The organism is Candidatus Methylomirabilota bacterium (genome assembly GCA_036005065.1).
Taxonomy (GTDB): Bacteria; Methylomirabilota; Methylomirabilia; order Rokubacteriales; family DASRDR01; genus DASYQW01.
In genome coordinates, this window is record DASYQW010000274.1 from 1 (window position 1) to 12,686 (window position 12,686).

Sequence of the window (12,686 nt, forward strand, 5' to 3'; positions counted from 1 at the left end):
TTGGTTGCGGGGGCTGGATTTGAACCAGCGACCTTTGGGTTATGAGCCCAACGAGCTACCGGACTGCTCCACCCCGCGGTGCCATCGGGTACCTTACCGCATGGTCTCGGGTGTGTCAAGCCGCACGCCGGTCTCGGCCTCGTCGGCGCGGCCGACCCACGCCCGGACGCGCAGGAGCCAGCCGGGGGGCGGCCCGACGCGGACCACGCGGTCGGTCTTGCTGGGCTCGTAGCGGCCGCTCCGGGCGAGGTGCCAGAGGACGTGCCAGGCGGCGCGGGTGGCGAGGAGCCAGTAGGTCTGGCACCGGAACGTCGCCATGAGCTGCTCGCGGAGCGTCGTCCAGCGGAGCGAGATCGGCCGAGGCAGGTAGGGCTCCATGGCCTGGATGGCGCGCTGCGTTTCGATGCCGCCGACCCAGACCGTGAGCCCGAGCGAGAGCGTCGGCACCAGGACCGCCACGAAGAACAGCACCGGGTGATCGTGCCGGTAGGCATAGGCGAAGTGCCAGCCGAGGTAGCCCATCGCCGGATAGACCGCGGCGGCGACCGGCCACTCGATCACCTTGTTGGCGACGTGGCGAATGAGCTGGGCCAGGTCGAACGCGCTCGGGGCCCGGCGCCACGTCTCCCAGAGATGCGGCGCGTCGTCGAGCACGCCCTTGTACCAGCGCGCGTTCTGGCGGACGATCTTCGGCTTGGTCTCGGGGATGTCGGTGAGCTCGATCATCGGCATGGCACGGATGAGGACGCGGCGGGCGCCGAGCATGTAGCCCAGGGTCGAGTCCTCGGTCGCTCCGCGGGTGGGAAAGCACCCCAGCGCGAGCAGCAGGTCGAGGCGCACGAACTGGTTGTGTCCGAGACAGATCTGCGACCGGCGGAAGCAGAACTCGAGTGCCGGCCGGAGCCAGCGCGCCGCCGCCTCGGGGCAGCGCCGGAGCACGGCCTCGATCGCCTGGAGCCGTCGCACCTCGTTGATCAGCCGGGCGATCGAGACGCGGATGAAGATCGATGACTGCTGGATGGCGCAGATCCGGCCGCGCGTGTTGAGCGCCGCCCAGTTGCCCAGCGACAGCGTCACGCCCTGATAGGCGAGGGCGCCCCGTCCGGCTAGCTCTTCGCCGGCGATCCACCGGTAGGTGTCGGGATCGGGGACCGAGTCCGCGTCGGAGACGGCGACGAAGACGCGCCCGGGGTCGAGGGCCGCCTCCCCCAGCATGGCCGCCACGGCCTCGGGGCGCAGCGCCCAGTTGAGCTGCTCGGCCTTGCGACCGGCCCCGGGCATGGCCAGGTGGGTGAGCCGCTTGGCGTCGTAGGGAGGTAGCTCGGCCAGGAAGCGCTGGCAGAGGGTCCCGGTGCTCATCCCCATCGCCGGGTGCGGCGCCTCGTCCTCGGCCGCCTTGGTGACGACGGCGAAGTGCACCTTTCCGGGCGGGTATCGGCCGTCGAGGAGCTCGCGCAGCGTGCCGGCGATGCCCGGCTCCTGGTAGGCGGCGACGAGGTGCAGGAAGATGGGAGCCCCCGCGTCCTGCTCGAGCGCCTCCACCGGCGGCAGTGCGGCGCGCCGGGCGTGGGCCGCCCGGACGAAGCGGACGGTGGTCGCCATTCCCTTCCAGTCGATCCCGAGCTTCCAGGCGGCGCGGATGTTGAAGAGGAGCGTCAGCACGAACAGCCAGGGGGCGAGCGCCTGAATCCAGTCCATGTGGTCCTCGGCGAGGCCGGGCGCGGCGGCCTAGGGCGCCCGCTCGGGGCCGGGAACGGGCGCGGCCGGCGGTGCCGCCGGGCCGGCGCTCCGGGGGAAGCGGAGGACGCGCTCGCCGGGCCGGACCAGCCCCAGCTCTTCGCGCGCGATGCGCTCCATCACCGTCGGGTCGTCGCGGAGCTCGGTGATGGCCTGTGACAGGCGGTCATTCTCGGCTTCGAGGGCCTGGACGTCCCGGTGCAGGGCCTCGACCTCCTTGCGGAGGCGCCAGAGCTGGAGGACACCGTTCTCCCCGACCACCGCCGCCAGGAGGAGCAGGCCGAGCAGGCCCGCCACGATCCAGCCGGGATGCGGGCGGCGCCAGCTCATCGCCGCGTCCGCTCGAAGACGGCCGGACCGAGCCAGCGAGCCGAGTCCCCGAGCCACTCTTCGATCCGGAGGAGCTGGTTGTACTTGGCCACGCGGTCACTCCGCGACAGCGAGCCGGTCTTGATCTGGCCGGCGTTGACGCCGACCGCGAGATCGGCCACGAAGGTGTCCTCCGTCTCGCCCGAGCGGTGGGAGATGACCACCCCGTAGCCCGCCCCTCTGGCCATCTCGATGGCCTCGAGCGTCTCGGTCAGCGTGCCGATCTGATTGACCTTCACGAGGATCGCGTTGGCGGCCCCTCGGCGGATTCCGTCGGCGAGCCGGGCCGGGTTCGTCACGAAGAGATCGTCCCCCACCACCTGGAGGCGCTGGCCGAGGCGGCGCGTCAGGCTGACCCAGCCGTCCCAGTCGTCCTCGCGCAGGCCGTCCTCGATCGAAACCAGGGGGAATTGCCCGGCCAGGCGGGCGTAGAACTCGATGAGCTCCTCCGTCTTCCACTCCGCGCCCTCCCCCGGAGCGCGGTAGCGGCCGTCGCGCCAGAGCTCGGTGGCGGCGACGTCGAGCGCGAGCCAGATGTCCTCGCCCGGCCGGTAGCCGGCCGCCTCGATGGCCCGGAGGAGCAAGGTCAGGGCCGCCTCGGTCCCCGGAAGATCGGGGGCGAAGCCTCCCTCGTCGCCGACGCCGGTGACATGACCCTGCTCGCGCAGAAGCCGCTTGAGCGTGTGGAAGACCTCGGCGCCGGCCCGGAGGGCGTCGGCGAAGGACGGGAGGCCGGCCGGCACGAGCATGAACTCCTGGACGTCCAGCCGGTTGTCGGCGTGAGCCCCCCCGTTGATGACGTTCATCAGCGGAACGGGGAGCGTCCGCGCGGCCGGCCCGCCGAGGTACCGGAAGAGCGGCAGCCCGAGCTCATCGGCCGCCGCTCGCGCGCAGGCGAGGGAGACCCCGAGGATCGCATTGGCGCCGAGCGTCTCTTTCTGCGGTGTGCCGTCCAGCAGGCAGAGCGTCCGGTCGATGCGCGCCTGGTCGAGGACGTCTTCGCCCTGGAGCTCGGGGCCGATCACTTGCTCGACGTTCTTGACAGCCTGGCGGACCCCTTTGCCTCCGTAGCGGCGCTTGTCGCCATCGCGCAGCTCGAGGGCCTCGCCGCTTCCCGTCGAGGCGCCCGAGGGGACGGCGGCGCGTCCCTCGGCGCCGCTGTCCAGGTGGACTTCCACCTCCAGGGTGGGATTGCCCCGGGAATCCAGGATCTCCCGGGCGTGGATGTCGGTGATCTCGCCCACGGCGCCTGGCTCAGGCCTTCCGGCGGAGGACGAACTCGGCCAGCGCGCCGAGCGGCTCGGCAGCGGGGCCGAGGACGGCGACGGCCGCCCGGGCCTCGTGGATCAGCGCCCTCGCCCGATCCCACGAGGTATCCAGGCCGTGGTAGTCGGGATAGGTGATCTTCTTCTTCCGCCGATCACTGCCCGGCGTCTTCCCCAGGATCTCCAGCGACCCCTCGACGTCGAGCACGTCATCCACGATCTGGAAGGCGAGGCCCAGCCGCTCGCCGTAGCGCGTCAGGGCGTCGAGGACCGGGTCGGAGGCGCCGGCCAGCAGCGCGCCCGAGCGGAGCGCGGCCCGGATGAGGGCGGCGGTCTTGTGGGTGTGGATGTATTCGAGGGTCTCCGCCGAGACGCGCTCGCCCTCGGACTGGACGTCCACCACCTGACCGCCGATCATGCCGGCCGTCCCGGCCGCCTCACTGATCTCGGCCACCAACCGGGGAAAGACCTCGGCCGGCGCCTTGCCGAGCCGGATGTTGGCGGCGACCAGGCCGAAGGCATGGGTGAGGAGCGCGTCGCCGGCCAGGATGGCCATGGCTTCGCCGAAGACCTTGTGGCTGGTGAGCCGCCCCCGGCGGTAGTCGTCGTCGTCCATGGCCGGCAGGTCGTCGTGGATCAGCGAATAGGTGTGAATCAGCTCGAAGGCGCAGGCGGTCGGCATGACGTCCGCCATCCGGCCCTCGGCCGCCTCGGCGCCCGCGATCACCAGGGTGGGGCGGAGGCGCTTGCCGCCGGCCAGCACACTGTAGCGCATGGCCTCGTGGATCGTCGCCGGATACGCATCGGCCGTCGGGAGGTAGCGGTCGAGCGCCTCGTCCACCGCGCGCCGTCGCTCGCCCAGGTAGGCGTCCAGGTCGAAGCTCACCGGTCGCCCTCCTCCTCCCATTTGAACGGCTGGGCGCGCAGCCCGCCCTCCTCCTGCATGAGGACTTCGATCCGGCGCTCGGTCTCCTCGAGCCGCCGCGCGCACAGGCGGAGGAGCGCGGTGCCCTCCTCGAACGCCCGGAGCGACTCGTCGAGCGAAAGGTTCCCGGCCTCAAGCGCGTGGACGAGCTGCTCCAGGCGAGTCAGGGCCTCCTCGAACTTCGGCGCCGGCTCGATCGCAGGCTCCTCAGGCGCCATGTTCGGGTGGCGCGGCGGGCCGGGAGTCCGGCGGCCGGATCTCCTCGACCCGGCACCCGAGGCTCCCCTCACGGAGACGGACCGACACCGGCGCGCCGATCGTGGCCTGGGCGGCCCGGGTCACGACCTCCCCGGAGGGCAGGGCGCAGATGCTGTAGCCGCGGGCCAGGCAGGCCAGCGGGCTCAGCGTGTCGAGACGGGCCGCCATGGCCTCCATCGCGCGGCGCCGGCTCGTCACCCCGAGGCGCGTGCTGCGCTCGAGCCGGCGCTCGAGCTGGGCGAGGAGGCGCCCCTGCTGGCGCGTGAGGGCCTGCAGCACCTCGGGCCGCAAGGCCCGGACCACGCGAGCCAGACGCTCCCGCGTCTCACGCCGGCGGCGCCGGATACCGCGATGGAGGCGCCCGGCGAGGTCGTCGAGCCGGCGATGCCAGTCCCGGAGCGGTCGGGCCGGGTCCGTCAGGACGCGCCGGCGGCCGAGATCCGCGAGCCGCTCGGCGAGTCGCCCGACGCGCTGGCGCGCCGCCCGCTGGAGCCGGTCGCGGAGGCTCGCGAGGTGCGCCGTCAGCTGGGCTTTCTCGCGGACCACCAGCTCGGCCGCCGCCGAGGGTGTCGGCGCCCGGAGGTCCGCCACGAAGTCGGCGATCGTCACATCGGCCTCGTGACCGACCGCCGACATCACCGGAATCTTGGACCCGGCGACGGCCCGGGCCACGACCTCCTCGTTGAAGGCCCAGAGATCCTCGAGCGAGCCGCCGCCGCGCGCGACCACCAGGACGTCGAAGCCGCCCAGGCGATTCAGCACGTGGAGCGCGCGTGCGATCTCGCCAGCGGCCGTGTCCCCCTGGACACGCACCGGGTAGATCGTGACGTGGACGCCGGCGAAGCGGCGCGTGATCACCCGCAGGAAGTCACGCACCGCGGCGCCGGTCGGCGAGGTGATGAGGCCGACCCGCCGCGGGAACATCGGGAGCGGCCGCTTCCGGGCGGCGTCGAAGAGGCCCTCGGACTGGAGACGCGCCTTGAGCTGGTCGAAGGCGAGCTGGAGCGCCCCCAGACCCTTCGGCTCGAGGAGCTCGCAGACGAGCTGGTACTCGCCGCGGACGGCATAGACGTCGAGGTTGGCGAAGGCCAGGACGTGAAGCCCATCGGTGGGCGTGAACCGGAGCCGCCGGACCCGGCTCTTGAACAGGACAGCCCGGACCTGGGCGCCTTCGTCCTTCAGCGTGAAGTAGACGTGCCCCGAGCTGTGGACGCGGAAGTTCGAGATCTCCCCCTCGATCCAGACGCCGCCGAACCGCGCCTCGAGCTGATCCTTGATGGCGGCGGTCAGCTCCGAGACCGTGAGGATTCGGCGGCCCGGATCGGCCGCGAGCGACGCCATCTCGGGAACTCTCCCCGGCTCAGCCGAGCTCGGCCTGACGCCGAGCGGCCTGAAGGGTGTTCCGCATCAGCATGGCCACCGTCATCGGACCCACCCCTCCGGGCACCGGCGTGATCGCGCGCACTCGCGGGCTCACCGCGGGAAAGTCCACGTCCCCCACGACCTTGCCGGAGGGGAGCCGGTTGGTGCCGACGTCCACCACCACGGCCTCGGGCCGGACCATGTCGGCGGTGACGATCCCCGGCCGGCCGGCCGCCACTGCCAGCACCTCGGCACGGCGCGTATGCGCGCCGAGGTCGCGGGTGCGGGTGTGGCACATGGTAACGGTGGCGTGTCGGAGGAGAAGAAGCTGGGCCAGGGGTTTCCCGACGATCCGGGAGCGTCCCACCACGACCGCCTCGGCGCCCTTGAGCTCGATGCCGTAGTGGTCGAGGATCTCGAGGATGCCGGCCGGGGTGCCCGGAAGCACCTCAGGGTGGCCCGCGAGCAGTCGGCCCAGGTTTTCGGGGTGGAAGCCGTCCACGTCTTTCCGGGGATCGAGGGTGCCGATGACGCGATCCTCATCGATCCCGGGCGGCAACGGGAGCTGGATCAGGACGCCGTGGACGGCCCGGTCGGCGTTCAGCTCGCGGACGAGCGCCAGGAGGCTCGCCTCGTCCAGGCCCCGGGGGAAGAGATGGTCGCGGGCCACGATAGAAACGGCCTCGCAGGCGGCGCGCTTGCGCCCGACGTAGATGCGGGAGGCGGGGTCCTCCCCCACCAGGACGACGGCGAGCGTCGGCACGACGCCTCGGGCTCGGAGCTCCGCCACGCCGGCCGCCACCGCGCTCTGGATCTTGGCCGCCACCGGCTTGCCCTCGAGGATCAGCGCCACGCCCGCCCTCGCCCCATCCTCCTCCTAGCCTACCCCGAAAAGTCGCGCTGCACGCGCTCGATGCCGAGGGCGTGGCCCGACTCGGGATCGATGCGGATCACGGCCCCCTGGACGCGGGCGCGGCCGCGGGCGGGCTCGAAGCGGTTCGGCATCCCCGTGAGGAACCGCTGGATCGCCTGCTCCTTGGCGATGCCGATCACGGAGTCGATGGGGCCGGTGATCCCGAGGTCGGTGACATAGGCCGTCCCGCCCGGCAACAGGCGCTCGTCGGCCGTCTGCACGTGGGAGTGCGTGCCCACCACGGCCGACACCCGCCCGTCGAGGTACCACCCCATGGCCTGCTTCTCGGAGGTCGCCTCGGCATGCATGTCGACCACGACGACGGGTGTCTCCGCCCGCAGCCGCGCGACCTCCTCATCGGCCGTGAGAAACGGACAGTCGATGGCCGCCATGAAGACCCGGCCCTGCAGGTTGAGGATGCCCACCTTCTCGGCGCCCGCCTTGATCACCACCGATCCCACCCCCGGCGTCCCGCGAGGATAGTTGGCGGGGCGGAGGAGCAGGTTCTCCTTCACGATGTACTCGATGATCTCCTTCCGGTCCCAGATGTGGTTCCCGGATGTCATCACGTCCACGCCGCCGTCGAGAAAGCCGCGGGCCAGGGCCGGGGTGACGCCGAATCCGGCGGCGGCGTTCTCCACGTTGGCGACGACCAGGTCGACCTCGAGCTCGGTGCGGAGCCGCGGTAACACGTGAGCCAGGGCTCTTCGCCCTGGCTCACCGAAGACGTCTCCGATGCACAGGATACTCACCCGCTTCAACCGGCTACCCCTCTTCTCATCGGAGGGGGCCTCGACGGCCCCCTCCGAGGCCTCCCCCAGGACCGTTGCGGATGCGGGGCATCCGCTCGGAGCCTAGCGCGCGTATTCGACGGCCCGGTGCTCCCGGATGACCGTGACCCGGATGTGACCCGGATACTGCATCTCGGCCTCGATTCGCTTCGAGATGTCCTTGGCGAGCTGGTAGGTGTCCAGGTCCGAGACCTGGTCCGACTTGGTGATGATCCGGAGCTCGCGGCCGGCCTGGATGGCGTAGGCCGCCTCCACCCCCTTGAAGGACCGCGCGATCTCCTCCATGGTCTTGACTCGCTTGATGTAACTCTCCAGCACGTCGCGGCGGGCCCCGGGCCGCGCGGCCGAGACGCCGTCGGCCGCCTCGACCAGCACCGCCTCGATGGTCTCGGGCTCCTCGTTCTCGTGCCCGGACAGGATCGTGTTCAACACCGCCCGTGGCTCGTTGTAGCGGGTGAGGATGTCGATCGACAGCTCGACGTGGCTCCCCTCCTGCTCGTGGGTCAGGGCCTTGCCGATGTCGTGGAGGAGACCACAGCGCTTGGCCAGCTTGACGTCGGCGCCGATTTCCGCCGCCATCATCCCGGCCAGCCACGCCACCTCCTTGGAGTGCTGCAGGCAGTTCTGGCCGTACGAGGTCCGGAACTTGAGCCGGCCGACGAGCTTCACCAGCTCCGGATGAAGCCCGTGCACCCCGACTTCGAAGCAGGCCCGGTCGCCCTCTTCTTTCAGGTGCTGATCCATCTCCTTCTTGACCTTGTCCACCACCTCTTCGATGCGGGCCGGATGGATTCGGCCATCGGCGATGAGGCGCTGCAGGGCCAGACGCGCGATCTCGCGCCGCAGGGGGTCGTAGGCCGAGATGATGACAGCCTCCGGGGTGTCGTCCACGATCAGGTCGACCCCGGTGGCGAGCTCGAGCGCCCGGATGTTGCGCCCCTCGCGCCCGATGATCCGCCCCTTCATGTCGTCGGAGGGCAGGTCCACGATCGACACGGCGGTTTCCACCGTGTAATCGGGCGCCAGGCGCTGGATGGTCGTGGCCAGGACCTCGCGGGCCTTCCGGTCCGCGTCCTGCCGCGCTTCCTCCTCGAGGCGCATCCCGATCAGGATCGCCTCGCGGCGAGCCTCCTCCTCCATCTGGGCGAGCAGTCGCTGCTTGGCTTCCTCGGCCGTGAGGCCGGCTACTCGCTCCAGGGCCCGCCGCTGCTCGTCGATGAGGCCGAGGTGGCGCTCCTCCAGGGTCTTGACCGCCCGCTCGCGGACGGTCAGGGTCTCCTCCTTGGTCTGATAGTCGCGGTCGCGTCGGTCGAGCTGGTCGAGCCGACGGGTGACCTGATCCTCCTTCTGGAGGAGCCGGCGCTCGACCGCCTGGATCTCCTTCTGCCGGTCCTTGACCTCCTTCTCCAACTCGACGCGGACCTTGTAGACGACTTCCTTGGCCTCGATGGCGGCGTCCTTCAGCCGGGCCTCGGCGTTTCGCTGGGCCTCCTCCACGATCCCGCGGCCTCTCTCCGTGGCCTCGCCGATCCGCCGCTCGATCAGGGACTTCTGGACGAGCATCCCGCCCACCCACGCGAGCGGAACGCCGATCCCCACGATGGTCAGGATGACGATGATGGTCGGGTCCAGGTTGGCCACCTCCCGTCACGAGCCGGCGTCATGCGCCCTCCCGCGGCCGGCTCGCGCGAATGGGTCATTTGGCTAAAACCGCCCAATGTTACGCCATCTTGCGGCAGGAGTCAACGCGAGAAAGGGGTGGGGCGTGACCGGGGGTGGAAAAACACAACGGGCGGGGTCGTTGGCCCCGCCCGTCCTCTCGTTCCCCGCCTCTGCCGTGTGCTCGGGAAGTTCGAACCTGGCTGAAACCAGGTGGGCGCCCCGGTGAAGGCGTCAGGCTTCCCCTTCGCGGAGGGGCTTGCACACGGCCCCCACGCCGGGGCTCCCGTTTGCATTAGATTGGGCTCGCAACTTCACCTCGCATCACGAGCAGCGCAGGGAAGCCGATCGCTCCCATTAAGCACCGCCCTCCGACCCGCGGTCAAGGGCAAAGTCGCCCGGCCTCACCTGAGGACCGTGCCCAGACGCTCGACCAGGCTGTCCACCCGCGCGGCCAGCCCCGCCTCGCGGTCCCGGGCCCGGAACAGCTCGTCGACGACGTGGAGGCCGGCCAGGATCGACAGCCGCGTCGGCTCCTGAACACGCGCCTGCTCCCGTACCGTGCGGATCATGCCGTCCAGGTAGTCGGCGAGCCCGCGGATGTACTCCTGTGAGCTCGGACCCCGCACCGTGATCCGCTGCCCGAGGATCTCGACCTCGGCCCGCCCTTCAGCCATGCTGACCTCCAGTCCCCCGCGTTCGCCACAGGGGACGCAGCCCTCGGTCGGTGCTTCAGGTGCCTTCGATCCGGGCCAATTCTTTCAACATGCTCTCGACGTGCCCGAGGAGCGCCTGTCGCTCCTCCTGGAGGCGGCGGTGCTCGGTCTCGAGCCGGAGGAGGGCCTGCTCCTGCTGGCGCAGGGTGGCGGCTTCCCGGCTGAGCGCGTCGACGCGCTCGGCGAGCGCGGCGCGCTCCTCGGCGAGTCGGGTGTTCTCGGCCCGGAGGCGCTCGATCAGCTCGATCGCCCGCTGGACGTGCTGCTCGAGCAGCAGAAGGCGGCCCTCGGCGTCGGCCATCAGGTCTCCTCCCCGCCCTCGACCCCCCGCACCTCGGCTCCCAGGCTCTGCCGGAGCGATTCCACGACTTCCGCATGCATCGCGTTGACCTCCGCATCCGTGAGCGTCCGGTCCTCGGCCTGGTAGAGGAGCGAGTAGGCCAAGCTCTTCTTCCCGGCTCCCATCTGTTCTCCCGAGTAGACGTCGAACAGCACGACCCGCTTGAGCGCCGGATTGGGGATCGCCTGGATGGCCCGGCTCACCTCGGCGGCGGGCACGGCGGCCGGCACGATCACCGCGAGGTCCCGCTGGACGGCCGGGAAGCGCGGGAGCGGCCGGTGCGCGGGCGCGCGGCTGGGAATCCCCTCCAGGCGGTCGAGGGAGACCTCGGCGAAGAAGAGGGCGCTCGGCAAGTCGAAGGCGCGCTGCACCGCCGGGTGGAGCTCGCCGATCACCCCCACCGGCGAGCCCTGGACCACGAGGATGCCGCCGCGGCCCTCTTCGAGGTAGGGCGCCGCCAGCGGGCTGTCCGGGGCTTCCACCGTGACATCGCCCCGGCCGAGCGCCTCGACCACGGTCTCCACGGCGCCCTTGACGTCGAAGAGGTCGGCTCGCGCCTTGCCCGAGAACCATGCGCGCGGCGCGCGGAGCCCGGTGTGCACGATGCCGACCCGAGTGTCCTCGAGCGCCAGCTTCCCCGGCCCCTGCGACTCGAACACCCGGCCCACCTCGAAGAGCCGCACGTCGGGGGCCTGGCGGCGGACGTTCGTCGCCACCGCCTCCAGGAGACCGAAGAGGAGCGTCGGGCGCAGGATGGACCGGTCGGCCGCCAGCGGATTCTGGAGCGTCACGATCCGCGCGTCATCCGGCGGGCGGCCGAGGTGCGCCAGGTACGCCGGGTTGACGAGCGACAGCGTGATCGCTTCCTGGTAGCCGGCGGCCGCCAGGGCGCGGCGGACGGTATCCTGGGCGACGATCTGACGGGGCCGCCGCGTGAGGAAGAGGGCGCCCGCGGGGATCGTGGACGGGATCTCGCCGTAGCCCCAGACCCGGACGATCTCCTCGACGAGATCGTCCTCGAGGCTCACGTCGCGCCGGAAGCTCGGAACCGTCACCTGGAAGCCGCCCGCGCGCGGCGCGACCGGAAAGCCGAGGCCCTCCAGGATCTGCCGCGCGGTGTCGGCGGGCGGGCAGGCGCCGATGACGCGCTGGATCCGCTGGAGGCGCAGGCCCAGCTCGACCGGGGGGCGCGGCCGCGGGTAGACGTCGAGCACGCCTCGGGCGACCCGTCCGCCCGAGACCTCCGCGATGAGCCCGGCGGCCCGGTCCAGCGCGTGCCGGAGCCCCTCGATGTCGGCGCCGCGCTCGAAGCGGTAGGAGGCCTCGGTGGAGAGGCCGAGCGCCTTCGCCGTCCGGCGGATCGAGCCGGGCTTGAAGTAGGCGCTTTCCAGCAGGACCTGCCGGGTCGACGGGCCGACCTCGGTGTTGGCGCCGCCCATCACGCCCGCCACGCCGATCGCGCGCTCGGCGTCGGCGATCACGAGCATCGTCTCGGCGAGCCGCCGCGTCTGGCCGTCGAGGGTGACGAGGGTTTCGCCGGGGCGCGCGCGACGGACAACGATCCGATGCTCCACGAGGAGGTCTCGATCGAAGGCGTGGAGCGGGTGGCCGAGCTCCCACAGGACGTAGTTGGTGACGTCCACGACGTTGTTGATCGGCCGAAGCCCCACCGCCCGGAGCCGCTGGGCGAGCCAGGCCGGCGAGGGTCCCACCGCGACGTCGGTGATCGCCCGCGCCGCATAGCGGGGACAGAGCTCGGCGTCGTCGACGGTGACCGTGGCCAGGCTGTCCGCCGCCGGGTCAGCCTCGGCGATGGCCAGCGCCGGGACGCGGACACGCCCTCGGGTCACCGCGGCAACCTCGCGCGCGACGCCGAGGACCGAGAGGCAGTCGGGCCGGTTCGGGGTCACCTCGACCTCGAGGATCACGTCGTCCAGGGCGAGGTAGCCGACCAGGTCGGCGCCCGCCGGCGCGTCGGCGTCCAGCAGGAGGATCGCCGAGGCGTCCTCGCCGATTCCGAGCTCCGCCTCGGAGCAGAGCATGCCGTGAGACGGGGTCCCCTTGATGACTGCCGTCTCGACGCGGCGCTCCCCGGGCAGCACGGCCCCCGGCGGCGCAAACGCCGCCCGCACGCCTCTCCTCACGTTGGGCGCGCCGCACACGACGCTGAAGCGCTCGGATCCGGTCGAGACGGCGCAGACGGTCAGCGGCCCCCCGGCCGGATGCGAGGCCACGTCGGTCACCTCGCCCACGACGACGCCGCTGAGACGCGTGACGACGGGGGTCACGGAGGCCACCTCGATGCCGGCCATGGTGAGGCGCTCGGCGGCCTCGGCCGGTGTCGCCTCGGT

12 protein-coding genes, 1 tRNA gene and 1 other RNA gene are annotated in these 12,686 nt (G+C 71.6%); all 14 read right to left on the reverse strand.

The window, feature by feature from the left end:
• Position 1: 1 nt before the first annotated feature.
• Positions 2-78 (reverse strand) — tRNA-Met (locus VGW35_18915).
• Between the two features lie 15 nt (positions 79-93).
• Positions 94-1,698, reverse strand: coding sequence for a hypothetical protein (locus VGW35_18920; protein ID HEV8309740.1), 1,605 nt, complete (start codon positions 1,696-1,698; stop codon positions 94-96).
• A gap of 30 nt (positions 1,699-1,728) precedes the next feature.
• Positions 1,729-2,067, reverse strand: coding sequence for a septum formation initiator family protein (locus VGW35_18925; protein ID HEV8309741.1), 339 nt, complete (start codon positions 2,065-2,067; stop codon positions 1,729-1,731).
• The gene (eno, locus tag VGW35_18930; protein HEV8309742.1) at positions 2,064-3,350 is read right to left on the reverse strand and encodes a phosphopyruvate hydratase; all 1,287 of its coding nucleotides are present in this window, start codon (positions 3,348-3,350) and stop codon (positions 2,064-2,066) included. The genes VGW35_18925 and eno overlap by 4 nt, the downstream gene beginning before the upstream one ends.
• Before the next feature lie 10 nt (positions 3,351-3,360).
• Positions 3,361-4,278 carry a farnesyl diphosphate synthase gene (locus VGW35_18935; protein ID HEV8309743.1) on the reverse strand — a complete coding sequence of 306 codons (918 nt, stop codon included), beginning with the start codon at positions 4,276-4,278 and terminating at the stop codon, positions 3,361-3,363.
• Positions 4,254-4,514: an exodeoxyribonuclease VII small subunit gene (locus VGW35_18940; protein HEV8309744.1), complete on the reverse strand. Its 261-nt coding sequence runs from the start codon at positions 4,512-4,514 to the stop codon at positions 4,254-4,256. Before VGW35_18940 ends, VGW35_18935 begins: the two co-directional genes overlap by 25 nt.
• Positions 4,504-5,895, reverse strand: coding sequence for an exodeoxyribonuclease VII large subunit (xseA, locus tag VGW35_18945; GenBank protein ID HEV8309745.1), 1,392 nt, complete (start codon positions 5,893-5,895; stop codon positions 4,504-4,506). The genes VGW35_18940 and xseA overlap by 11 nt, the downstream gene beginning before the upstream one ends.
• A 19-nt stretch (positions 5,896-5,914) precedes the next feature.
• Positions 5,915-6,769 carry a tetrahydrofolate dehydrogenase/cyclohydrolase catalytic domain-containing protein gene (locus tag VGW35_18950; GenBank protein ID HEV8309746.1) on the reverse strand — a complete coding sequence of 285 codons (855 nt, stop codon included), beginning with the start codon at positions 6,767-6,769 and terminating at the stop codon, positions 5,915-5,917.
• Between the two features lie 29 nt (positions 6,770-6,798).
• The gene (locus tag VGW35_18955) at positions 6,799-7,581 is read right to left on the reverse strand and encodes a TIGR00282 family metallophosphoesterase (protein HEV8309747.1); all 783 of its coding nucleotides are present in this window, start codon (positions 7,579-7,581) and stop codon (positions 6,799-6,801) included.
• A gap of 102 nt (positions 7,582-7,683) precedes the next feature.
• Positions 7,684-9,252 carry a ribonuclease Y gene (gene rny / locus VGW35_18960; GenBank protein HEV8309748.1) on the reverse strand — a complete coding sequence of 523 codons (1,569 nt, stop codon included), beginning with the start codon at positions 9,250-9,252 and terminating at the stop codon, positions 7,684-7,686.
• A gap of 187 nt (positions 9,253-9,439) precedes the next feature.
• Positions 9,440-9,624: non-coding RNA, 6S RNA (ssrS, locus tag VGW35_18965), on the reverse strand.
• A 59-nt stretch (positions 9,625-9,683) separates the two neighbouring features.
• Positions 9,684-9,956: a cell division protein ZapA gene (locus VGW35_18970; protein ID HEV8309749.1), complete on the reverse strand. Its 273-nt coding sequence runs from the start codon at positions 9,954-9,956 to the stop codon at positions 9,684-9,686.
• 55 nt (positions 9,957-10,011) lie between these two features.
• Positions 10,012-10,296 carry a hypothetical protein gene (locus VGW35_18975; protein HEV8309750.1) on the reverse strand — a complete coding sequence of 95 codons (285 nt, stop codon included), beginning with the start codon at positions 10,294-10,296 and terminating at the stop codon, positions 10,012-10,014.
• A partial coding sequence (gene pheT / locus VGW35_18980) for a phenylalanine--tRNA ligase subunit beta (GenBank protein HEV8309751.1) occupies positions 10,296-12,686 on the reverse strand: 2,391 nt, incomplete at its 5' end. The genes VGW35_18975 and pheT, both read right to left, overlap by 1 nt.